General features: G+C 73.3%; 24 protein-coding genes. 6 read left to right on the forward strand and 18 right to left on the reverse strand.

From position 1 onward, the window contains the following. Position 1: 1 nt before the first annotated feature. The 3 genes from pheS to F8A92_RS08475 all read right to left on the reverse strand — a co-directional run bounded on the left by pheS (position 2) and on the right by F8A92_RS08475 (position 3,052). Positions 2 to 1,069, reverse strand: coding sequence for a phenylalanine--tRNA ligase subunit alpha (gene pheS, locus F8A92_RS08465; RefSeq protein ID WP_153504726.1), 1,068 nt, complete (start codon positions 1,067 to 1,069; stop codon positions 2 to 4). A gap of 130 nt (positions 1,070 to 1,199) precedes the next feature. Further along, positions 1,200 to 1,643, reverse strand: a complete 444-nt coding sequence (locus tag F8A92_RS08470) for a globin domain-containing protein (protein WP_153504727.1) — start codon at positions 1,641 to 1,643, stop codon at positions 1,200 to 1,202. Further along, positions 1,640 to 3,052 carry an amidase gene (locus F8A92_RS08475; RefSeq protein WP_153504728.1) on the reverse strand — a complete coding sequence of 471 codons (1,413 nt, stop codon included), beginning with the start codon at positions 3,050 to 3,052 and terminating at the stop codon, positions 1,640 to 1,642. Before F8A92_RS08475 ends, F8A92_RS08470 begins: the two co-directional genes overlap by 4 nt. 17 nt (positions 3,053 to 3,069) lie before the next feature. On the opposite strand from F8A92_RS08475, the gene F8A92_RS08480 reads away from it, so the two are divergent. Next, complete coding sequence (locus tag F8A92_RS08480) at positions 3,070 to 4,422, forward strand: dihydrolipoyl dehydrogenase family protein (protein ID WP_153504729.1); 1,353 nt, start codon at positions 3,070 to 3,072, stop codon at positions 4,420 to 4,422. Positions 4,423 to 4,576: 154 nt separating this feature from the next. On the opposite strand, the gene F8A92_RS08485 is transcribed toward F8A92_RS08480, so the two are convergent. The 6 genes from F8A92_RS08485 to F8A92_RS08510 form a co-directional block, all read right to left on the reverse strand. Next, on the reverse strand, positions 4,577 to 5,491 hold the full coding sequence (locus F8A92_RS08485) for a TrmH family RNA methyltransferase (RefSeq protein WP_228389303.1): 915 nt from the start codon (positions 5,489 to 5,491) through the stop codon (positions 4,577 to 4,579). Between the two features lie 12 nt (positions 5,492 to 5,503). Continuing rightward, positions 5,504 to 5,881: a 50S ribosomal protein L20 gene (gene rplT / locus F8A92_RS08490; RefSeq protein WP_153504730.1), complete on the reverse strand. Its 378-nt coding sequence runs from the start codon at positions 5,879 to 5,881 to the stop codon at positions 5,504 to 5,506. Positions 5,882 to 5,920: 39 nt separating this feature from the next. Next, positions 5,921 to 6,115: a 50S ribosomal protein L35 gene (gene rpmI / locus F8A92_RS08495; protein WP_153504731.1), complete on the reverse strand. Its 195-nt coding sequence runs from the start codon at positions 6,113 to 6,115 to the stop codon at positions 5,921 to 5,923. Between the two features lie 63 nt (positions 6,116 to 6,178). Then, positions 6,179 to 6,775, reverse strand: coding sequence for a translation initiation factor IF-3 (gene infC, locus F8A92_RS08500; protein ID WP_153504732.1), 597 nt, complete (start codon positions 6,773 to 6,775; stop codon positions 6,179 to 6,181). 348 nt (positions 6,776 to 7,123) lie between these two features. Beyond that, a complete protein-coding gene (locus F8A92_RS08505; RefSeq protein ID WP_194291417.1) occupies positions 7,124 to 7,558 on the reverse strand; it encodes an SseB family protein in 435 nt (144 codons plus the stop codon). Further along, complete coding sequence (locus tag F8A92_RS08510; protein ID WP_153504734.1) at positions 7,555 to 8,049, reverse strand: PH domain-containing protein; 495 nt, start codon at positions 8,047 to 8,049, stop codon at positions 7,555 to 7,557. Before F8A92_RS08510 ends, F8A92_RS08505 begins: the two co-directional genes overlap by 4 nt. A 50-nt stretch (positions 8,050 to 8,099) precedes the next feature. On the opposite strand from F8A92_RS08510, the gene F8A92_RS08515 reads away from it, so the two are divergent. The 5 genes from F8A92_RS08515 (at position 8,100) to F8A92_RS08535 (ending at position 13,911) form a co-directional block, all read left to right on the forward strand. Continuing rightward, positions 8,100 to 8,654 carry an AAA family ATPase gene (locus F8A92_RS08515; protein ID WP_153504735.1) on the forward strand — a complete coding sequence of 185 codons (555 nt, stop codon included), beginning with the start codon at positions 8,100 to 8,102 and terminating at the stop codon, positions 8,652 to 8,654. Between the two features lie 131 nt (positions 8,655 to 8,785). Further along, complete coding sequence (locus F8A92_RS08520; RefSeq protein WP_153504736.1) at positions 8,786 to 9,571, forward strand: DUF2877 domain-containing protein; 786 nt, start codon at positions 8,786 to 8,788, stop codon at positions 9,569 to 9,571. Next, positions 9,564 to 11,090, forward strand: a complete 1,527-nt coding sequence (locus tag F8A92_RS08525; protein WP_153504737.1) for an FdrA family protein — start codon at positions 9,564 to 9,566, stop codon at positions 11,088 to 11,090. The genes F8A92_RS08520 and F8A92_RS08525 overlap by 8 nt, the downstream gene beginning before the upstream one ends. Further along, positions 11,087 to 12,502 (forward strand): YlbE family protein, encoded by a 1,416-nt coding sequence (locus F8A92_RS08530; protein ID WP_228389304.1) that lies wholly within the window; start codon positions 11,087 to 11,089, stop codon positions 12,500 to 12,502. The genes F8A92_RS08525 and F8A92_RS08530 overlap by 4 nt, the downstream gene beginning before the upstream one ends. Continuing rightward, positions 12,499 to 13,911: an amidase family protein gene (locus F8A92_RS08535; protein ID WP_153504738.1), complete on the forward strand. Its 1,413-nt coding sequence runs from the start codon at positions 12,499 to 12,501 to the stop codon at positions 13,909 to 13,911. The genes F8A92_RS08530 and F8A92_RS08535 overlap by 4 nt, the downstream gene beginning before the upstream one ends. A 126-nt stretch (positions 13,912 to 14,037) precedes the next feature. Here F8A92_RS08535 and mutM read toward each other — a convergent pair whose 3' ends face one another. The 9 genes from mutM to F8A92_RS08580 all read right to left on the reverse strand — a co-directional run. Then, positions 14,038 to 14,883 carry a bifunctional DNA-formamidopyrimidine glycosylase/DNA-(apurinic or apyrimidinic site) lyase gene (mutM, locus tag F8A92_RS08540; protein ID WP_153504739.1) on the reverse strand — a complete coding sequence of 282 codons (846 nt, stop codon included), beginning with the start codon at positions 14,881 to 14,883 and terminating at the stop codon, positions 14,038 to 14,040. Positions 14,884 to 14,960: 77 nt separating this feature from the next. Then, positions 14,961 to 15,680 carry a ribonuclease III gene (gene rnc / locus F8A92_RS08545; protein WP_153504740.1) on the reverse strand — a complete coding sequence of 240 codons (720 nt, stop codon included), beginning with the start codon at positions 15,678 to 15,680 and terminating at the stop codon, positions 14,961 to 14,963. Between the two features lie 35 nt (positions 15,681 to 15,715). Beyond that, positions 15,716 to 15,895 carry a 50S ribosomal protein L32 gene (gene rpmF / locus F8A92_RS08550; protein WP_153504741.1) on the reverse strand — a complete coding sequence of 60 codons (180 nt, stop codon included), beginning with the start codon at positions 15,893 to 15,895 and terminating at the stop codon, positions 15,716 to 15,718. Between the two features lie 54 nt (positions 15,896 to 15,949). Further along, positions 15,950 to 16,522 (reverse strand): YceD family protein, encoded by a 573-nt coding sequence (locus F8A92_RS08555; protein ID WP_153504742.1) that lies wholly within the window; start codon positions 16,520 to 16,522, stop codon positions 15,950 to 15,952. 135 nt (positions 16,523 to 16,657) lie between these two features. Continuing rightward, positions 16,658 to 17,350 carry an SPFH domain-containing protein gene (locus F8A92_RS08560; protein ID WP_153504743.1) on the reverse strand — a complete coding sequence of 231 codons (693 nt, stop codon included), beginning with the start codon at positions 17,348 to 17,350 and terminating at the stop codon, positions 16,658 to 16,660. Between the two features lie 23 nt (positions 17,351 to 17,373). Beyond that, positions 17,374 to 17,946 (reverse strand): pantetheine-phosphate adenylyltransferase, encoded by a 573-nt coding sequence (gene coaD, locus F8A92_RS08565; RefSeq protein WP_153504744.1) that lies wholly within the window; start codon positions 17,944 to 17,946, stop codon positions 17,374 to 17,376. Next, complete coding sequence (gene rsmD, locus F8A92_RS08570) at positions 17,943 to 18,500, reverse strand: 16S rRNA (guanine(966)-N(2))-methyltransferase RsmD (protein WP_153504745.1); 558 nt, start codon at positions 18,498 to 18,500, stop codon at positions 17,943 to 17,945. Before rsmD ends, coaD begins: the two co-directional genes overlap by 4 nt. Position 18,501: 1 nt before the next feature. Next, a complete protein-coding gene (locus F8A92_RS08575) occupies positions 18,502 to 20,754 on the reverse strand; it encodes an ATP-dependent DNA helicase RecG (RefSeq protein ID WP_153504746.1) in 2,253 nt (750 codons plus the stop codon). Continuing rightward, the coding region (locus F8A92_RS08580; RefSeq protein ID WP_153504747.1) for a DAK2 domain-containing protein at positions 20,754 to 21,914 on the reverse strand (1,161 nt) is incomplete at its 5' end. The genes F8A92_RS08580 and F8A92_RS08575, both read right to left, overlap by 1 nt.

Consider the following 21,914-nt stretch of genomic DNA (forward strand, 5'->3'; position numbering starts at 1 on the left):
ATTACTGCTCCGTTCCGAAGTGGCGGGTGAACCGGACGTCGCCGTCGACGAACTGCCGCAGGTCGGCGATGCCGTTGCGGAACATCACCGTGCGGTCGATGCCCATGCCGAAGGCGAACCCGGAGTACTCGTCCGGATCGACCCCGCAGGCACGCAGCACGTTGGGGTGCACCATGCCGCACCCGCCCCATTCGATCCACTGCGGGCCGCCCTTGGCCTGCGGGAACCACAGGTCGACCTCGGCGGAGGGCTCGGTGAACGGGAAGAAGTGCGGACGCAGCCGGGTGCGGGCCTCGTCGCCGAACATCGCCTTGGCGAACCGGTCGAGGGTGCCGCGCAGGTCCGCCATCGACAGGCCGCGGTCGACGGCCAGGCCCTCGACCTGGTTGAAGACCGGCAGGTGGGTGGCGTCCATCGGGTCGTCGCGGTAGACCCGGCCGGGCACGACGACGTACACCGGCAGCTCACGGGTCAGCAGGGAGCGGATCTGCCCGGCCGAGGTGTGCGTGCGCAGCACGACGCCGTGCTCCGGCGGGTCGAGGAAGATGGTGTCCTGCAGGCCGCGGGCGGGGTGGTCGCGAGGCGTGTTCAGCGCGTCGAAGACGTGCCACTCGGTGTCCGCCTCCGGGCCCTCGGCGACCTCGTAACCCATGCCGATGAACACGTCGGCGATGCGCTCGGCCACGGTCGTGATCGGATGCCGCGCGCCGAGCGCGCCGGATCCGGTCGGCATCGTGACGTCGACCGTCTCCTCGCGGAGCACCTGGGCGTTGCGCTGCTCGGTCAGCACCGCGAGCCGAGCGTCGTACGCCGCCTGGGTGGCCTGGCGCGCCTCGTTCACCCGCTTGCCCGCGTCCGCCTTCGCCTGCGGCGGCAGCGCGCCGATCTCCCGGCGGGCGAGCGCGACGGGGGCCCGGTCGCCCAGGTGCTGCGCCTTCAGCTCGTGCAGGGCGTCGAGGTCGCCGGCGGCCGCGAACGCGGCGGTCGCCGCGTCGACGGCGCGCTGCAGGTTCTCCGGGGAGAGTGCAGCGACCTGCTTGGGGTCGTAGTTGTCATTGGGTGCCGACATACCGGTCCTTCGGGGCGTCTGGGCTCGCCGCGCTGGCCGCGCGCAACCACTCAATCCTAGTCGGCCGGCTAACCGGGTCGGATCCGCGGTACGTCCGCTCCCGACGGCTCACCGCTCGTGGTGGTCGCGGTCAGTCGTCCCACGTCCACGTCTCGAGGCGCAGCCCGTCGGGAACGTGGTCGGCGGGGTCGTGGTGCTCGGCCATCCGGCGGATGCCGTCGGCCCAGTACGCGTGCAGCGTCGCCGCGAGACGCGGGTCGGCGTCCAGGCCGCAGTCGGTGAGCGCGGCGTCCCAGGCGGCGAGCGCGCGGGCGTCCATCTCCTCGTGCGGGCCGTTGCCGGCGTGCAGCCGCACGACCTCCGACTCGGTGCCCAGGGATGCGGTGTACGTCGGCGGCCCGCCGAGCGCCTCGCCCAGGTACGCCGCGAGGCGCGCGGTGTGGTCGGCGCGGTGGTGCCGGAAGGCGTGCGCGACGATCGGGTCGGCGAGCACCCGCCGGTGCCACGCCTCGGCCAGCCGCAGCACGCCGGGGGCTCCCCCGGCAGCCTCGTAGACCGACCGCTCGCCGGTCATGGCAGCGCCGGGCGCCGGGCCGCGTGGCCGGTGGCCTGCTCGAACACCTTGGCGACCGCCAGCAGCGCGGCGTCCGCCCGCGGCGCCGCGACCATCTGCACGCCGACCGGCAGGCCCTGCTCGGTGAACCCGCCGGGCACGCTGATCGCCGGCGTACCGGTCGCGGTGATGTCGCTGCAGGCCCGCATCCACTCGAGGTAGTCGCCCATCGGCCGGCCGTTGATCTGCCGCGGGTAGTCGAGGGTCTCGTCGAACGGCACCACCTGGGCGGCCGGCACGAGAAGCACGTCGAACCGGCCGAAGAACTCGACCACGCGCTGGTAGAGGCGCTCGCCGTGCACGATCGCCCGCGTCAGGTCCTCGACGGTCAGCGAGCGACCGAGCTCGACGTTCCACCGGATCGTCTCCTTGACCAGGTCGGGGTTGCGATCCACCACGGGGCCGAGGTTGGTGGCGAACTGCCACGCGCGCCGGATGCTGAACACCTCGGCGGCGTCGGTGAGGTCCGGCAGCGCCTCCTCGACCGTCGCCCCGAGCGACTCGAAGGTGGCGCCGGCGCGCCGCACGACGTCCACGACGTCCGGCTCGACCGGGATGCCGCCGCCGAAGTCGGCCGCGACGGCCACCCGCAGCCGGCCGGGGTCCGCCGTCCCGACGGTGCGGAACGTCGAGCCCGGGGTGTCGAGCGAGCCCACGGCCCGTAGGTCGGGGCCGGCCATCACCGACAGCAGCAACGCGAGGTCGTCGACGCTGCGGGCCATCGGGCCACTGGTGGCCAGCGTCAGCTGCGCGAGCGGGTCGGGCAGCTGCGGGACCCGCCCGGGCGTCGGCCGCAGCCCGACGACGTTGCAGAACGACGCGGGGTTGCGCAGCGAGCCGCCCATGTCGCTGCCGTCGGCCAGCGACGTCATGCCGGTCGCGAGCGCCGCCGCCGCGCCTCCCGAGCTTCCCCCGGCGGACCGCGAGAGGTCGTAGGGGTTGTGGGTGTGGCCGAACAGCGGGTTGAAGGTGTGCGAGCCGGCCGCGAACTCCGGGGTGTTCGTCTTGCCCAGGCTGACCACCCCCGCCGCGCGCAGCCGCGCGATCACCAGGTCGTCGGCCGCCGGCAGGTTCTCGGCCAGCAGCGGCGATCCGCTGGTGGTGCGGATCCCCTGCGTCGCGTGGGTGTCCTTGTGCAGCATCGGCATGCCGTGCAGCGGCGGGAGGTCGTCGTGGTGGGCGGCGTGCTCGTCGGCCGCCCGCGCGCGCTCGAGCGCCTGCTCGGCGACCAGCGTGACGACGGCGTTGACCGTCGGGTTGACCTGCTCGATCTGCGCGAGCGCCGCCTCGGTCGCCTCCCTGCTGGAGATCTCGCCGTCCCGCAGCGCCGCGGCGAGGGTGGTGGCCGGCATGAAGGGGATGTCGCTCATGAGAGGAGGATAGGCGCATGAGCGACGCATACGACTTCGTTGTGGTGGGTGCCGGCCCGGTGGGCGAGAACGTCGCGCAGTATGCGACCCAGGGATCGGACCGCACCGCCGTGCTGATCGAGCGCGAGCTGGTCGGCGGCGAGTGCTCGTACTACGCCTGCATGCCGAGCAAGGCGCTGCTGCGGCCGGTCGACCTCGCTGACGTCACCGCGCACGTCGGCGGCGTCCGGGCGGCCACGCTGGACGTCGACGCCACGCTGCGGCGCCGCGACGAGTGGGTGCACGGCTACGACGACGCCTCCCAGGTGTCGTGGGCCGAGGACGCCGGCATCGACGTCGTGCGTGGCGACGCGCGGGTCACCGGCGAGCGCGAGGTGACGATCACGCTGCCGGACGGTGGCGCGCGGCGGATCACCGCCCGGGAGGCGGTCGTCGTCGCCGCCGGCAGCGAGCCGGTGATCCCCGGCGAGTACGACGGCGTCCACCCCTGGACGTCGCGGGACGCGACCGGCGTCCGGGAGGTACCCGCCCGGCTGGCCATCGTCGGTGGCGGGGTCGTCGCCTGCGAGGCGGCGCGGTGGCTGCGCGCCCTCGGCAGCGACGTCACGATGCTGGTGCGCGACCGGCGGCTGCTGGCCCGCACCGAGCAGTTCGCCGGCGACCTGGTCGCCGAGGCGCTGCGCTCCTCGGGCGTCGACGTGCGCTTCGGTGCCGAGGTGCGCGACGTCCGCCGCGATGCTGCCGAGGCGACGGGGCTCGGCCGGCTGCACGGCGGCCCGGTCACGCTCCGCGTCGGCGGCGGCGACCTCGTGGTCGACGAGGTGCTGGTGGCGACGGGGCGCCGCCCGCGGCGGCCGGTCGACGTCGACGCCGACGGCGCGTCCGCGTGGCTGCACTGGGTCGGCGACGCGAGCGGCGAGGCCCCGCTGACCCACTGGGGCAAGTACCGCGCCCGGGTGCTCGGCGAGCAGCTGGCGGCGCGCGCCGCCGGACGCGCGCAGCCGGCCGTCCCGGACGACGTGCCGGTGCCGCAGGTCGTGTTCACCGATCCGCAGGTCGCCGCCGTCGGGGCGACGCTGGCGGAGGCTCAGCGGCGCGGCTCCGCGCGCGCCGTCGACGTACCGCTGACGTCGGTCGCGGGCGCCGCGCTGATCCGCGACGACCTCGTCGGGCAGGCTCGGCTGGTCGTCGACGCGGACGACCGCCTCGTCGGGGCGACGTTCGTCGGGCCGGAGGTCGCCGAGCTGCTGCACGCGGCGACGGTGGCGATCGTCGGGAAGCTGTCGCTCGACGTCCTGTGGCACGCGGTTCCGAGCTACCCGACGGCCAGCGAGGTCTGGCTGCGGCTGCTGGAGGCTGCCCGCGGCTAGGGCGCGGCTCCTTCTTCGGGCGTAGCGAGTTCACGGTCGTCGAGCGAACCGGAGCGCCAGCGGAGGCGACGTCGAGACGAAGTGGCGGCGGGTCGTCGGCGTGCGGCGTCTCGACGTCGCTCGTTCCTCGCTCGCTCGACGACCGTTGGACCCCTCAGCGGTGCGCGCGGGCCGAGGCGAACAGGCAGATGGCCGCGGCCGTCGAGAGGTTGAGCGACTCCGCCATGCCGCGGATCGGGATCCGCAGCCGTACATCGGCGAGCGCGGCGACCTCGTCGGCCAGCCCGTGTGCCTCGTTGCCGAACAGCCAGGCGGTCGGCGCGGCGAGTCCCCCGGCGTCGATGAAGTCATCGAGATCCGTCGATGCCTCGCCCTCGGTCGCGATCACCTGCAGCCCGGCCGCGCGCAGCGCGCCGATCGCCGCGGCGGCGTCGTGCTCGAACGCGATCGGCAGGTGGAAGATCGAACCGGCGGTCGCGCGGACGGTCTTGGAGTTGTAGAGGTCGACGCTGTCACCGAGGATCGCGACGCCGTCCGCCCCGGAGGCGTCGGCGCACCGGATGATGGTGCCCAGGTTGCCGGGGTCGCGGACGTCGACCGGTACCGCGAGCAACCGGGGCGCGCCCGCGCACACCCGATCGAGCGGGACGTCGAGGACCGCGCAGCGCGCGACGATGCCCTGCGGGGTGACCGCCTCGGACAGCGACGCTATCGCCTTCGGCTCGCACGGCAAGACCCGGACACCGGCCCGATCGGCGAGCGCCAGCAGGTCGGCGTGCCGCTCGGCGTGCTCGGCGTCGACGTACACCTCGCGCACCTGGACGACACCGCCGCGCCCCGCCGGACCACCGGTGGGCTTGGCGCCGACGTCACCGTAGACGGGATGGTCGGCGCCGATCCCACCATTCGGCGAGTGGAAGCGCAGCGCCTCACGGACGGCCTGCGGCCCGTCGGCGAGGAACGCCCCTTCGCTGCGGCGTACGGCGCGCCGCAGCAGCTTGCGCGCAGCAACAACCCGGGCCGACCGCACGGTGGCGGTCGGCCCGGGTTGCTGGTGGTTCAGTGGCAAGTCGCCGGCCGGCTAGGCGGCGGGCGTGGCCTGCGCCGGGACGTTGGCCCGCGCGACCTCGACGAGGGCCGCGAACGCGGCTTCGTCGGTGGCGGCCAGGTCGGCGAGGATCTTGCGGTCGACCTCGACACCGGCGGCCTTCAGGCCCTGGATGAAGCGGTTGTAGGTCATGCCGTTGGCGCGGGCGCCGGCGTTGATGCGCTGGATCCACAGCTGGCGGAAGTCGCCCTTCTTCGCCTTGCGATCGCGGTAGGAGTAGGTCGCCGAGTGCAGCACCTGCTCCTTGGCCTTGCGGTACAGCCGCGAGCGCTGCCCGCGGTAGCCGCTGGCCTGCTCGAGGATCGAGCGGCGCTTCTTGTGGGCGTTGACGGCCCTCTTTACACGTGCCATGAGTAGTTCAGTCCTTCAGTGTCGGTACGAGTACGAGGGCTACTTGCCCAGCATCTTCTTGATGCGCTTGGTGTCAGCGGGGCTGAGCACCTCGATGCCGTCGAGGCGGCGCTTGCGGGTCGAGGTCTTGTACTCGAACTTGTGCTGGCGGTTGGAACGCTCGCGGACGAGCTTGCCCGAACCGGTCACGCGTACGCGCTTGGCGGTGCCCTTGTGGGTCTTCTGCTTTGGCATCTGGAATCGATTTCCTCTGTTGGGTGCGTGCCGGGTCGTGGTGGCACGACCGGCGTGCGCCGGCTACTGCGCTTGCGCCGAGCCGGCGTCAGTCTTGGGGTTCGCGGGGGCCGGCGGGGCGGCCTTCTGCGGGTTCTTGCGGGTGGCGTTGGAGCGGTGCGGGGCCACCACCATGATCATGTTCCGGCCGTCCAGCTTCGGGGCCGACTCGACGAAGCCGAGCTCCTCGATGTCGTTGGCCAGCTTCTGCAGCAGGCGGAAGCCCAGCTCGGGACGCGACTGCTCGCGACCGCGGAACATGATGGTGATCTTGACCTTGTCCCCCGCCTTCAGGAAACGGACGACGTGGCCCTTCTTCGTGTCGTAGTCGTGCTGATCGATCTTCGGGCGGAGCTTCATCTCCTTGATGACCGTCAGCGACTGGTTACGACGAGCCTCGCGGGCCTTCTGCGCGGCCTCATACTTGAACTTTCCGTAGTCCATGAGCTTGCAGACCGGCGGGCGGCTGTCGGGAGCGACCTCGACGAGGTCGAGATCTGCTTCCTGGGCAAGGCGAAGCGCGTCCTCGATCTTGACGATGCCGACCTGTTCGCCCTCGGGGCCGACAAGCCGCACCTCAGGAACACGGATGCGATCGTTGATACGTGGCTCTACGCTGATGAGTCCTCCTCAGTAGCACTGACTGTTGCCGCAACTGTGCAAGGAGGAAGCCACTTCCGAGGTACCGGAGCGGCACCGCCGGCGGTGTGCCGGCCGTTGGCGTGCGGCGGTGCGCCGTACGCCGACCTCGTGACCCAAGACGTGACGATGAGAATCGGTCGAACGCTCAGGTGGGAGTGAACTCCACTTGCTACGCGATACGGATATCGCGCGGTCGCAGTTCACTAGTCTAGCAGCCTTGCCGTGGCGGCCCAAGATCCGGGCGCGCGGCGCGAGTCACAGCTTCCGGCCCGTTGTGTCGTGCCGGCTTCGGGCGACGTCGCCCGAAGCGGTAACAACACAACGGGGCTAGTCGTCGAGCAGGTTCGCGATCGGGAGGGTGGCGGTGATCGGCCCGTCGATGTCCAGCATGCACACCAGGTGGCCCTCGTCGGCGGCCATCGACGCGACGACCGCGCCGACGTGCGGCAGCGGACGCGCGTCCGGACGCCAGGCGACCAGCCGGTCGATGCCGGTGAAGGCCGCGACCGCGGTCATGCCGTCCTCGCGGCGCAGCGCGATCATGCCGAGCTTGTCCGGCTCGGGCGCGACCGCCGGCACGTACACCCGCGCCTTGCGGAACGCCTCGACGACGGCCCGCTGGTGCGCCGCCGTGTCGCCCTCCGCGGTCGCCCACGCGTACAGCGCCGCCTCCAGCTCGGGGTCGGGGAGGCCGTCGTCCGCGGACTTCGCGAGGCTGTGCGGCAGCGGGCGCGCGCCGTCGGGGCCCTCGGCGCCGATCACGCGTCGTCCTCGGTACCGGTGTGCAGCGCCGCCGCGTGCAGCTGGCGCAGCCGACGCATGGCGTCGACGGCGCGCTGCCCGTCGGCCACCTGCAGGCCGAGCATGGAGAGCCGGTCGTCGTCGTGCAGGTCGAGGATCCCCCACGCCGAGCCCTGCGACACGCCGACGTCGCGGATGACGCCCCACGGCAGCGACTTGGTGGTGAACACGTTGCGGACCTTGATCCGCTCGCTGTTGGCCCACACCCGGGGCCGGGTGAACATGAGCGCACCGGCGGCCAGGATCACCCCGATGCCGCCGATGCCGATCTGGTCGGACAGCGTGAAGATGGTGCCGGCCTCGGACTGCTTGAGCAGCACCCCCATCACCACGAACGTCACGACGATGACCACCGCCGCGATCACCGACCAGATGATCAGCTTGCGGGGCCGAGCGATCAGCTCGAGCGGCTCGTCGGAGTACCGGGCTTCCAGGGGATCTTCAGTGGGCACGTCTCCATTGTCCCAGATCGCGCGCGTCGTGCCGCGACTACGATGCGCACGTGCCGACGTACGACCTGAGCGCGATCGCGGACCAGCTCGCCGCGCACCGCATCCCGGGCAGCCCGCTCGTGGTGGCGCTCGACGGGCCCTCGGGGGCCGGCAAGAGCCGGCTGTCGCGGCGCATCGCCAAGGCGCTCGGCCCGAGCACCGTCGTGCGGATGGACCACGTCGTCCCCGGCTGGGACGGCCTCGAGGAGTCGGTGCGCCTCATCCGCCCGGTCCTCGCGCGCCTGCGGGCGGGCCGCCCCGCGACGTACCGCACGTGGGACTGGGCGCGCGACGGCTGGGGCGCCGAGCTGCACCGCTCCCCCGCCGGCACCGTTGTCCTCGAGGGCTGCGGCAGCGGCGCGCGCTCCCTCGCCGACCTCGTCGACGCGCTGGTGTGGGTCGAGGCACCACCGCAGCTGCGCCGCGACCGGGCGATCGAGCGGGACGGCCCGTCCTACGCGGCGAACTGGGCGCGGTGGGCCCGGCAGGAGGAGGCGCACTTCGCGGCGAACGCCACCCGCGAGCGCGCCGACGTGATCATCGACGGCCGCTACCCGGTGCGCTGAGCCGCTCGCGACGCACTGCGGTACCGAACCGGCGGCGATCCGGTACCGCAGTACGCCGCAGGTCGGGTGCACCCGGCGGGATCCGGCCCATTACTGTCGGTGCGTCCGATGAGCCGTCTCGTGGAGGTCCCGTGCGCTCCAGCGTCGCCCACCGCATCCCCTCGACCACCCGGGTCGCGAGCGCCGCCCGGTCGGCGCGCGCGCTGCTGGTGCCCGGCGACGTGCTGGGCCGCGTGCACAGCTTCGCGCACACCCACCTGTACGCGGGGTGCCGCGGCCTGGTGGCCGTCACCGACCGGACGGCGAGCCACTCGGTGTGCGCCGTGCGCGTCGACCCGCAGACCTTCGCCGACCTCGCCACCGCCACCTACCTCGACGTCCAGGCGCAGGCGCTGGTGAGCGGCCAGCTGGCCATCGAGGTCCGCCGCACGTGGGACACCCGGGTGCGTGCCATGCGGCGGCCGCCCGAGCGCATCCCCGGCGAGCTGTGGACCGCGCTGCACTCGTCCCGGCACGCGCTCCCGCTGTCGACGGAGCTGCAGCCGGCTGCGCTGGTCGGCCGCGGTGAGGGCCTGACGCCGTCCGGCGACGACCTGCTGTGCGGCGTGCTCGCCGCAGCGCACGCGTGGAGCGGACCGGACGAGGTGTCGCGCCTCTGGCAGCGCATCGTCCCGCACCTCGCCGGGACGACCGACCTGTCCGCCCAGTTCCTGCGCTCGGCGTACGAGGGCCACGTGGCCGGCGAGCTGCGCGAGCTGCTGATCGGGCTGGCCCGCGGGCCGTGGCGCCCGGCGTACGACGACCTGCTGCGCCTGGGCCACAGCTCCGGCGCCGACCTCGCCCATGGGGTGCTGCTGCACCTGGAGACCCTCGCGGGCGCGCCCCGCGGCCGCGCCGCCACGGCCGTCGATGGCTGAGCACATCGAGGTCCGCAGCGGCGTCTACTTCGACTCGGTGACCCTGCTGCGGATCAGCCAGTCGGCGCGGCTCGCCGCGGGGATCTCCGACGCGCAGGTCGCGATGGCGACCGGCCTCAACGTCGATCTGGCCCGCGGCATGGGGTTCGCCGTCCCCGAGGGGATCACCCCCAACGACCTGCTGATCACGCTGCGTGGTGCCGACGAGGCGGCGATCGAGGCCGGCATCGCCGCCTTCGAGACCGCGGTCGCCGACGCCCTCGCAGCGGGCCGCACCGCGGGCGGCCTCGGCTCCGGGCCGACGCCGCGCTCGGTGCGCGCCGCCGCCGACGCCCGGCCCGACGCCTCCCTCGTGCTGCTCTCCGTGCCCGGGCCGGCGGTGCTCGGCGAGGCGCTGGACGCCATCGGCGCCGGGCGGCACGTGATGATCTTCAGCGACAACGTGCCGGTCCGCGACGAGATCGCACTCAAGGACGCGGCCGAGCAGGCCGGCGTCCTGGTGATGGGTCCGGACTGCGGTACCGCCATCGTCGGCGGCGTCGGCCTCGGATTCGCCAACGTGCTCGCCGAGCACGACGGCGCCGGCGTCGGCGTGGTGGCCGCCTCGGGCACCGGCGCCCAGCAGCTGACCTGCCTGCTCGACGACGCCGGGGTGGGGATCTCGCACGTCCTCGGTGTCGGCGGCCGCGACCTGTCGGAGGCGGTCGGCGGCCGGAGCGCCCTGCGCGCGCTGCGGATGCTCGACGAGGATCCGGCCACCGCGCGGATCGTGCTGATCTCCAAGCCGCCGCACCCCGCGGTGGCGCGGGCCGTCACCGAGGCCGCCGAGCGGCTCAGCACGCCGGTGAGCCTGATCCTGCTCGGCGAGGGCCGCCCGACCATCAGCGACGGCGCCGCCGCGGTGCTGCGCGACCTCGGCCGCGAGGTGCCGACCTGGCGGACGTGGCGCGCGCCGGCCGCCGCCGGCCCCGGCGTCCTTCGCGGGCTGTTCTCCGGCGGCACCCTCGCCGACGAGGCGATGCTCGTCGCGGGCGCCCGGCTCGGCGACATCCGCTCCAACATCCCGCTGCGGCCCGAGCTGGCGCTCCCGGCCGCCGCCGCCGCGAACGGCGTCCCGCGGCTGGCCGGCCTCGGCCACGTCGTGGTGGACCTCGGCGACGACGAGCTCACCCGCGGGCGGCCCCACCCGATGATCGACCCCGGCCTCAAGCTCGAGCTGATCCGCGCCGCCGCCGCGAATCCGGAGGTCTCGGTGATCCTGCTGGACGTCGTCCTCGGCCACGGCGCCGAGCCCGACCCGGCGGCCACCCTGGCCCCGGTCCTGCGGGACGCCGTCGGCGCGGCGGGCCGCCCGCTGGCGGTGGTCGTGTCGCTGTGCGGCACGGACGCCGATCCGCAGGGCCGCGAGCGGCAGGCACAGGCCCTCGCCGCGGCCGGCGCGGCCGTGTACGCCTCCAACGCCGAGGCGGCGCGGGCGGCGGCCGCGATCGCCGCCGGATCCGAAGGAGCAGCGACGTGAACGAGCCCGCATCTGTCCTGCGCACGCCCCCGGCCGTCATCACCGCCGGCGTCGACCTGCTGGCCCAGACCCTCCGCGACCAGGCCGTCGACGTCGTCCCGGTCGACTTCACCCCGCCCGCGTTCGACGACCCCGCGGTCGCCGACGCGCTCGCGACCGTGCTGGCCGACCCGCGACGCGCGCAGGCGAACGCCGAGGCGGTCCGCCGGATGAGCGACGTTCGCGCGATGATCGTCGACGTCGTCCGGGCCGGTGACGAGCTGGGCATGCGGGAGGGCGAGTTCTTCCACGCGGGACCGCCGATCACCTGGGAGCGCGCGTCCGGACCGATGCGCGGCGGCCTGATCGGCGCGATGATCTTCGAGGGGCTCGCCGCGGACGCCGAGGAGGCCGAGCGGCGGCTGGCGGCCGGTGACGGCCTCACGTGGTCGCCGTGCCACGACCACGACGCGGTCGGCCCGATGGCCGGCATCGTCTCGCCGAGCATGTACCTGTTCAAGCTGCGCGACACCTCGACCGGCAACACGGCGTACTGCTCGCTCAACGAGGGCCTGGGCAAGGTGCTGCGGTACGGCGCGTACAACGACGAGGTGATCGCCCGGCTGCGCTGGATGGCCGACGTGCTCGGCCCGGTCCTGCAGGCCGCCGTGCGCGCCACCGGACCCATCGACGCCACCGCGATCGTCGGGCAGATGGTGCAGATGGGCGACGAGGGGCACAACCGCAACCGCGCCGGCACGCTGATGCTGCTGCGCGAGATCCTGCCGGCCCTCGTCTCGAGCGGCTTCCCGAGCGCCGACATCGCCGAGGTGTGCCGGTTCGTCGGCGCCAACGACCACTTCTTCCTCAACGTGGTCATGCCGACCGGCAAGCTCATGGGCATGGCGGCCTCCGGCATCCCGGGCTCGTCGGTGGTGACCGTGATGTGCCGCAATGGGACCGACTTCGGCATCCAGGTCTCCGGGACCGGCGACCGGTGGTTCACCGGCCCGGCAGGAACCCCGGTCGGGCTGTTCCTCGCGGGGTACGGCGAGGACGACGCCAACCCGGACATCGGCGACTCGGCGATCACCGAGACGATGGGCATCGGCGGCATGGTGATGGCCACCGCGCCCGCGATCGTCCGGCTGGTCGGGGGCGCCGTCCCCGACGCGCTGGAGACGACCGCGCGCATGTACGAGATCACCGAGGGCGAGAACCCCGCGTTCGCCGTGCCGATCCTGGAGTTCCGCGGCGCACCGACCGGCATCGACGTCACGCGGGTGCTGCGCACCGGCATCCTGCCGCAGATCAACACCGGCATGGCCGGCCGGGTGGCCGGCACCGGGCAGGTCGGCGCCGGGCTGGTGAACCCGCCGCGGGAGTGCTTCACCGCGGCCGTGCTGGCGCTGGCCGAGCGCGTGGGGCGATGAACGCCGACATCGTCTACGACTCGGCGAGCAGCCTCGTCGCTCGGATGGCGCGCAAGGAGCTCTCGGCGCGGGAGGTCCTCGATGCGCACCTCGCTCGCATCGATGACGTCAACGGCCGCGTCAACGCGATCGTCACGCTGGTGCCGGAGATCGCCTACGAGAAGGCGCGGCTGGCGGATGAGGCGATCGCTGGCGGCACGCTGCTCGGGCCGCTGCACGGGCTGCCCATCGCGCACAAGGACAACCACCTGACGGCCGGGATCCGCACCACCTTCGGATCCCGCTCGCGCGCCGGCTACGTCCCGGACTCGACGGACCTCACGGTCGCCCGCCTGCAGGCCGCCGGCTGCGTGACGATCGGGAAGACGAACATCCCGGAGTTCGTCGCGGGCGGCAACACCTTCAACGACGTCTTCGGCGTCACCCGCAACCCGTACGACCTGCGGCTCACTGCCGGTGGGTCCTCCGGGGGCGCCGCCGCGGCGCTGGCTGCGGGGATGGCGCCGCTGGCGGACGGCAACGACTTCGGCGGCTCGTTGCGGCTGCCCGCCGGGTACTGCAACGTCGTCGGGTTCCGCACGTCGGCCGGCCGGGTGCCGGTGTGGCCGGCCGCCGACGGGCTGCTCGGGCTGTCGGTGCACGGGCCGATGGCCCGCTCGGTGGACGACGTCGCGCTCATGCTGTCGGTGATCGCGGGGCCGTCGCGGCTGGCGCCGAACTCGCTGGAGACGCCGGGCGCGGCGTTCGCGCAGGTCCCCGAGGACGGGCTGCGCGGCAGGCGCATCGCGTACTCGCCCGACCTCGGTGGCGCGATCGCGGTGGAACCCGACATCGCCGCCCTCGTCGAGAAGGCCGCGCAATCCTGCCGCGCCGCCGGCGCGGAGGTCGTCGAGGACTGCCCGGACCTCACCGGGGCGGCCGCGGCGTTCCGCACGCTGCGGGCCTGGGCGTTCGAGGCCGGCATGGGCGCGCACCTCGACGCGCACCGCGACGTCGTCCGCCCGTCGCTGTACGAGAACATGGCCCGCGGCCGGGACCTCACCGGTCCCGAGGTCGGCGCGGCCGCGCTCGCCCGTACCGCGCTGTTCCACCGGATGCGGGAGTTCCTCGAGCGGTACGACGGCCTGCTGCTGCCGGTCGCGCCGCTGGGCGCCTTCGACTGCGAGCAGGAGTTCCCGACGATCGTCGCCGACACCGCGATGCCGGACTACCTCGGCTGGATGGAGTCGTGCTTCGACGTCACCGTCACCGGGCACCCGGCGATCGCCGTCCCGGCCGGGTTCACGCCCGCCGGCTCGCCGGCCGGCGTCCAGCTCGTCGGGCGGCACCGCGACGAGCTCGGCGTGCTGGCGATGGCGAAGGCGTTCGAGGCGGTCACCGGCTACGGGCAGACCCGCCCGGACCTGTAGCCCACGGCCGCGGTCATCGACCCGCGTGGCCCACCCTGATGCGGCGGGTTCCGCCCCGCTCTCGCGCGATTACCGGGGCAGAAGCCACCGCATCCGGGGAGAGCGGGGTACAAGCCACCGCGAGAACTAGCGGGGGTTCCGGGGGCGCGGCTGGCAGGTCGGGCACGAGTACGACGAGCGGTTCATGAACTGCTCGCGGACGATCGGCGTCCCGCACCTGGGGCATGGGCGGTCGCGCTGCCCGTAGGCGTTCAGCGACCGGTCGAAGTAGCCGGAGGCACCGTTGACGTTGACGTACAGCGCGTCGAACGACGTACCGCCCTGCTCGAGCGCCGCGGTCATCACCTCGCGGGCCGCGTCGAGGGTGCGGTTCACCTCCGCGCGGGTCAACCGCTCGGTGGGCCGACCGCCGTGCAGCCGGGCGCGCCACAGCGCCTCGTCGGCGTAGATGTTGCCGATCCCCGACACGACGCTCTGGTCCAGCAGCGCCCGTTTCAGGCCGGTACGGCGCCGCCGGATCCGGGCCACGACGGCGTCCTGGTCGAACTCGGGGTCGAGCGGGTCGCGCGCGATGTGCGCGATGGGCGCCGGCAGGCCGGCCCCGCCGCGGTCGAGCAGCAGGTGCCCGAACGTGCGCTGGTCGACGAAGCTCAGGTCGGGGCCGCCGTCGGTGAAGGTGAACCGGGCCCGCTCGTGGACGGCGCCCGGCGCATCGGCGGGGACGACGAGCAGCTGCCCCGACATCCCCAGGTGCATCAGCAGCGCGTCCTCGTCGTCGAGGACCAGCCAGGCGTACTTGCCGCGCCGCGCGGTGCCCGTCACCGTCGCGCCGGGCAGCAGGTCGGGCAGCGGGCCGGCGGTGTTGCGGCGGGCGGCGCGGAGGTTGTGGACGGCGACACCGGCCACGGTGCGGCCGACGATGTGCTCGTGCAGGCCGCGGCGCACGACCTCGACCTCGGGCAGCTCGGGCACTACGGGACCTCGGGACGGTCGGGCATTACGGGACCTCGGCAGGCTCGGGCACTACGGCACCTCGGGTAGCGCGAGCACTACGGCGTGACGGGATGCGGTGCCGACAGCATCAGCGAGGTCTGCCGAGCGGCCTCCTGCTCGGCCTCCTTCTTGCTGCGCCCGGTGCCCGAGCCGTACTCGCGCTCGCCGAGGACGACGGTCGCGGTGAAGGACTTGCTGTGGTCGGGTCCGGTCTGCTCGACGCGGTAGACCGGCAGCCCGTGCGCGCCGGCGGCGCACTGCTCCTGCAGGTGCGTCTTCCAGTCCAGGCCGGCCCCGGTCTGCACCGCCGCGTCGATCTCCGGGATCAGCAGCCGGCGTACGACCTGCGCGGCGACGTCCGGCCCGAGGTCGAGGTGGATCGACCCGAGGACCGCCTCGAAGCAGTCGGCGAGGATGGAGTCCTTGTCGGCGCCGCCGGTGACGACCTCGCCGCGGCCCAGCAGGATCAGCGGCCCGAGGCCGTCGTCACCGAGCCGGCGGGCGATGTCGGCGAGCGCGCGCATGTTGACCACCGCGGAGCGCAGCTTGGCGAGCCTGCCCTCGGGCAGGTCCGGGTAGGCGCGGTAAAGGTGCTCGGTGACGTGCAGCCCGAGGACGGCGTCGCCGAGGAACTCCAGCCGCTCGTTCGGCGGGATGCCGCCGTGCTCGTAGGCGTACGAGCGGTGCGTGAGGGCGAGCTCCAGGGACGCCGGCGGCTCGTCGATGCCCAAGGACGCGCAAAGATGAGCGATCGCCTCGTCCGGCTGATCGCTCATCGATGGTGTCGCGCTCACGGGTCGCCCCGCGGGTCTCAGACCTCGAGGACCTGTCGACCCGCGTAGTGGCCACAGTTGGCGCATGCGGTGTGCGGACGCACCGGGGCGCCGCAGGCCTTGTTGGCGCACGTGGTCAGTGCGGTCGCGGTGGTCTTCCACATCGAGCGACGCGAGTGGGTGTTCGCCCGGGACTTCTTGCGCTTCGGAACGGCCACTGTCTTCTCCTACGGTTGATACTGCTGACTAGTCGTGCTGCGGCGTACGCCGCGTTACTGCTCGGGGCTGTCGAACTTCTCGCGCAGCCCCGCCCAGCGGGGGTCGATCATCTCGTGCGTGTGGTCCTTCGGCAGGTCGTCGAGCCGCTCACCGCAGCCGGCGCACAACCCCGCACAGTCGGGGTCGCACAGCGGCGTGAGCGGCAGCGCCAGCACGATCGCGTTGCGGATCACCGGTTCGAGATCGATGCGGTCCTCTACCAGCCGCGCGATCTCGTCCTCGTCGGTGGTCTCGTCGGTAACGCTGCCCGGGTAGGCGAACAGCTCGACCAGCTGGACCTGCACCGTCTCGGCCACGGGGTCCAGGCAGCGCCCACACTCCCCCTCGGCCCGCGCGGTGACGGTGCCGGTGACGAGAACGCCCTCGGCGACCGATTCCAGTCGCAGGTCGAGATCGAGCGGGCTGCCCGGGGGGACCTTGATGAGGTCTACCCCGAGGTCGTCCGGTGCAGGTGCCGCGCGACGTACCTCTTGCATCGCCCCGGGGCGACGCCCCAGATCGTTCGTGTCGAGCACGAGCGGTCCGGACGGCGGATGCTTGTGCCCGCGAGAGCTCTTTGCAGTCATGTCACCCGGATGCAGTACGAGAAGTGCCTCGCGCGAGACCATCTCAGCGAGTGGCCAGGTTTCCCAAGCCAGCAGACAAGATTACCCGATCGCGCGCGGTCGTGGCGAGCGGGCGCGCGGGTGGGCTGCACCACGTCAGCGCCGGCGGTGCTCCGGCTCGTAGTAGTCGGTGTCGACCGAGCGACGGGTGTGCATGGTGTCGCGGCCGTGCTCGACGGTCGCGCTCAGCTTCTGCAGCGTCAGCGACAGCTGCGAGAGGGTGTCCTCGACGTACCGGTCGGCGTCCCCGCGCAGCTTCGCCGCGTGCCGCTCGGCGTCGGCCCGGACGTCCTCGGCGGCGCTCACCGCTGCGCGGTGCACCTCGTGGTCGGTCACCAGCCGCTCGTGCTCGTCGCGGGCCGCCTGGACGATGCCGTCGGCCTTGGCGCGGGCGGTCTCGTGGATGGCGGTGGCCTCGGCCTCCGCGCCTGCCAGGATCCGGTCGGCGTCGCTGTTGGCCTTGCCGACGGTGCGCTGCGCGTAGCTGTCGGCCTCGGCGGTGGTCTTCTCCGCGCTCGCCCGGGCGTCGCTGACCAGCCGCGTCGCTTCGTCGTGGCAGGAGGCCTCGACGCGGGCGGCCTCGGCGCGGGCCGAGGAGACGATCTCGTCGCGCTGCTCGATGATCTCTCGGGCGTCCTCGACGGCCGCCGGGAAGGCGTCGCGCAGGTCGTCCAGCAGGTCCAGCAGCGTGGGGCGGTTGACGATCGCGGACGACGACATGGGGACGCCCTTGGCCTGCTCGACCGCGTCGATGATCTCGTCGAGGATCTCGAATACCCGCATCGCCATGTCCCGCTCCCTCGCCTGCCGCGTCAGCCCGCGGCGTCCTGCGCGAGCCGGCCGGTCAGCGCGTCGTACCCCACCTCGCTCAGGAAGGGCCGCACGTCGCCGCCGTACTTCGCAACTTCCTTGACCAGGCTCGAGGATATGTAAGAGTGCTCCGGATTGGTCGTCAAAAAGAGCGTTTCGACCGCGGCGATTTTGTGATTCATCTGCGACATCTGGATCTCGTAGTCGAAATCGGTCGCCACCCGCAGCCCCTTCACGACGGCGGCGATGTCGTTGGCGGTGCAGTAGTCGACGAGCAGGCCGGACATCGAGTCGACGCGCACGTTGTGCAGGCCCAGCTCGGCGGCGGACTCGAGGATGATTCGCTGGCGCTCCTCGAGGGAGAACATGGTCTTCTTGCTCGGGTTGACCAGCACGAGCGCGATCACCTCGTCGAAGATCCGCGACGCTCGCGTGATGATGTCGAGGTGCCCGTGATGGATGGGATCGAAGGATCCGGGGCAGACGACGCGCCGGACCGGTCGGGTCACGGAGCCGCCGTCGGCGGGCCGCGGGGCTTCGGCCGAGGCGGCCTTCTGCTGCTCGTCGAGGCTCATAGTGGCGAACCGTACCAAAGGGTCGTCTCGCCGTAGCGACGGTCTCGCAGGGCCTCGATCGAGGTCGGCCACCGCCACGGGTCGCGGCGGTCACGCTCGACGACCACGACGGCGCCGGGCGCCACCGCGCCGGCGCCCACCAGCCGGTCGAGCAGCGCGGCGAGCTCGCCGGCGTCGTCGCCGTACGGCGGGTCGGCGAACACCGTCGCCGCGCCGAGCCCGTCGAGGCGCGCCGCGACCGCGTCGACGCGCCCGGCGACGACGGTGGCCCGCGCGCCGAGGCCCAGGTCGCGGACGTTGCGCTCGATGACGGCGAGCGCGGGGCGCGCCGACTCCACCAGGACGGCGGACGGCGCACCCCTGCTGAGCGCCTCCAGCGCCACCGCGCCGCTGCCGGCGTACAGGTCCAGGAACGGCCCGGACGTGAGGTCGTGGGTGGCCTCGAGGGAGGAGAACAACGCCTCGCGGGTGCGGTCGGAGGTGGGGCGGGTGGTGCGCCCGCCGGGCACCGCCAGCCGCCGGCCGCCGAGCTCTCCGGCGATGATGCGGGTCACGTCAGCCCTTCAGCAGGTAGTCGACGGTGCGCTGCTGGTCGAGGGAGGCGAGCAGGCTGCGCAGCATGGGGTGCCGCTCCAGGTGCGGGTCCTCGGCGACGATCGCGTCGCACAGCTCGCGCGCCACGGCGATGGTCTCGGCGTCGTCGCGCAGCGACAGCAGCCTCAGCTGGGACGTCGAGCCGGACTGCGCGACGCCGAGGATGTCGCCCTCGCGGCGCAGCTCGAGGTCGCGCTCGGCGATCTCGAACCCGTTGGTGGACTGCTCGAGCACCTGCAGCCGCTCGTAGGGACGCGAGGACTGCGGCATCGGCGTCACCAGCAGGCAGACCCCCGCCGCCGACCCACGTCCGACGCGTCCCCGCAGCTGGTGCAGCGTCGCCAGGCCGAACAGGTCGGCGTCCAGCACGATCATCAGCGTCGCGTTGGGGACGTCGACGCCGACCTCGATGACCGTCGTCGAGACCAGGACGTCGATCTCGCCCGCGCCGAAGCGCCGCATGAGGTCGTCCTTCTCCTCCGAGGGAAGCCGGCCGTGCAGCACCGCCAGCCGCAGCCCGGCGAGCGGGCCCTCCTGCAGGCGCTGCGCCACCTCGACCACCGCGGCCTTGACCCGCTTCGGCGCGCCGGAGCCGGCCTCGGCATCGTCCTCCGGCGGCGGGCCGTCGCCGGTCTCGTCGTCGGCGTCGGTGTCGTCCAGGCCGATCCGCGGGCACACCACGTACGCCTGATGCCCCGCGGCGACCTCCTCGCGGACGCGCTCCCAGGCGCGCTCGAGCCAGCCGGGCTTCTGGCCGGCGGGGATCGCCGTGGTGGCGATCGGCGACCGGCCGGGCGGCAGGTCGGTCATGGTGATGGTCTCCAGGTCGCCGAACGCGGTCATCGCGATCGTGCGCGGGATCGGCGTCGCGGTCATGACCAGGGTGTGCGGCGCCGTTCCGTCCCGGCCCTTGCGCCGCAGCGCGTCCCGCTGCTCGACACCGAACCGGTGCTGCTCGTCGATGACGACGAGGCCGAGATCGGCGAAGGTCACCTTCGACTCCAGGATCGCGTGGGTGCCGATCACGATCGACGCGGCACCGGATGCCGCGTCGAGCATGGCCTGCTTGCGCCGCGCGGCCGGCATCCCCGACGAGATCACGACCACCTTCACCGCGTCCGGGTGCGCGCCCAGGGTGCCGGGCTCGCCGTACGGCGCGAGCAGCGCACCGATGCTGCGGGCGTGCTGGTGGGCCAGCACCTCGGTGGGTGCGAGCAACGCGCTCTGCCCGCCGCCCGCGGCGACCTGCAGCATCGCGCGCAGCGCGACGAGGGTCTTGCCCGAGCCGACGTCACCCTGCAGCAGCCGGTGCATCGGGTGCTCGCGAGCGAGCTCGCCGGCGATCAGCTCGCCGGCGGCGCGCTGGCCGGCCGTCAGCTCGAACGGCAGGGACGCGTCGAGCTCGGCGAGCAGCCCGCCGGGCTGCAGCGGCCGGGCGATCGCCGGCAGCAGCGCGTTCTCGTAGCGATCCACGCTCAGCGCCAGCTGCATGTTGAGCGCCTCCTGCAGCTTCAGCCGCTCGTCGGCGCGGCGCCACTGAACGGCGTCCTTCGGCTGATGCTTGGTGCGGAACGCGGTGTCGAGGTCGACGACGCCCAGCCGGGCGAGCTGGTCGGCCGGCAGCGGATCGGCGATCGGGGCGAGCATCTCGAGGGTGAGCTCGACGCACCGGCGGATCGACCCGCTGGAGACCTTCGCGGTGGCCGGGTAGATCGGCATCAGCCGGTCGGCGAACGCCGACATGCTGGTGAACGACAGGCCCTTCTGCTTCGGCGCGTCGCTCGGTGCCGCGTCCATCGTCAGCACCTCGGCGGTCGGCGAGTTCAGCTGCCACCGCCCCCGGAAGGTGCCCACGACGCCGGTGAACAGCGCCCGGGTGCCGGTCTTGAGCTGGGTCGCCATCCACGGCTGGTTCCAGAAGACGGCGTCGATGGTGCCGTGCTGCAGCCGCAGCGTCGCCACGCAGCGGCCGCGGGCGCGCCCGTGCCCGCCGCGGCTGGGATGCCACGCCGACGACGCGACCTCGGCCAGGAAGGTCAGGTGGTCGCCCTCGGTGAGCGTGGACTCCGAGCTGGCGTCACCGGTGCGCAGGTACTTGCGCGGGTAGTGCTGCAGCAGGTCGGCGACGGAGTGCAGATCGAGCTCGGCGGCGAGCGTCTTCGCCGACGGTCCCCCGACGGCGTCCACGAGCGGCGAGTCGAACGTCAGCGCCACTACTCGACACCCAGCAGCACCGGATGGTCGAGGTGGCCACCGGCCAGCACGACCAGCTCGATCTCGGGATGCCGCACCGAGAGGTCGGTCTCGAGGTCGTCGGCCAGGCCCTCGGGCGCCCGGCGTCCGACGACGAGCGTGACCAGCTCGCCGCCGGTCGCCAGCAGCATGTCGAGCAGCGAGATGGTCACCTCGAGGATCGACCGGCCGATCGTGACGACGTCGGCGCCGACCAGGCCCAGCACGTCGCCGGGGCGGCAGGTGCCGGCCATGGTGAGCGCCTCGCGGGCCGCGACGGTCACCTCGGCGTACCGCGTGCCGGCCGCGGCCTCGGCCATCGCCATCACGTCGTCCCCGAAGTACCGGTCGTCGTCGTGGACGGCGAGCGCCGCCAGCCCCTGCACGACCGACTTGGTCGGGACGACGGACACCTCGATGCCCTTCTCCCGAGCCTCCCCCGCGGCGGCGTCGGCGACGGCGGCGCAGTCGCGGTCGTTGGGCAGCACGGCGACCTTGGCGGTGCCCGCGGCCTCGATCGCGGCGAGCACCTCGGCGGTCGAGGGCCGCCGGTTGGGTCCGCTGTCGACGACCCACGCGCCCTCGGCCTCGAACACCTCGCGCAGCGCGTCGCCCGGGGCGATCGCGACGATGCCCACCCCCGAGGTGTCCCGCGCGACGCCGGTCGTGCGGTCCGCGAAGCGGGTGACCTCGATGCCGCTGACCGCGCCCACCCGGATGCCGGCTTCGATCGCCGCACCGATGTCGTTGACGTGCACGTGCACCTTGTGCAGCAGCGGACCCTCGCGGTGGTGGTCGCCCGCGGCGACCACGACGCTGTCGCCGACCGCGCGCAGCGCGTCGGCCAGGGTGGCGGCCGGCGCGCTCTCGCACTCGAGCAGGTAGACGACCTCGTACTCGAAGTCGTCGGAGTCGTGGCGCACGTCCTCGGGCAGCGCGTCCTCCAGCGGCTCGTGCCGTGCCCAGCCGATGCCGCCGGCGGGCGTGCCGCCGGTCGCCGCGGCCAGCGCGTCGAGGATGATCGACAGCCCGCGCCCACCCGCGTCGACCACGCCGGCCCGCGCGAGGACCTCCAGCTGCTCCGGCGTACGGCGCACCGCCTCGGCGGCCGCCCTGGCGGCCGCGGTCGTCACCGACGCGAC

The sequence above is a fragment of the Cumulibacter manganitolerans genome (assembly GCF_009602465.1).
Taxonomy (GTDB): domain Bacteria; phylum Actinomycetota; class Actinomycetes; order Mycobacteriales; family Antricoccaceae; genus Cumulibacter; species Cumulibacter manganitolerans.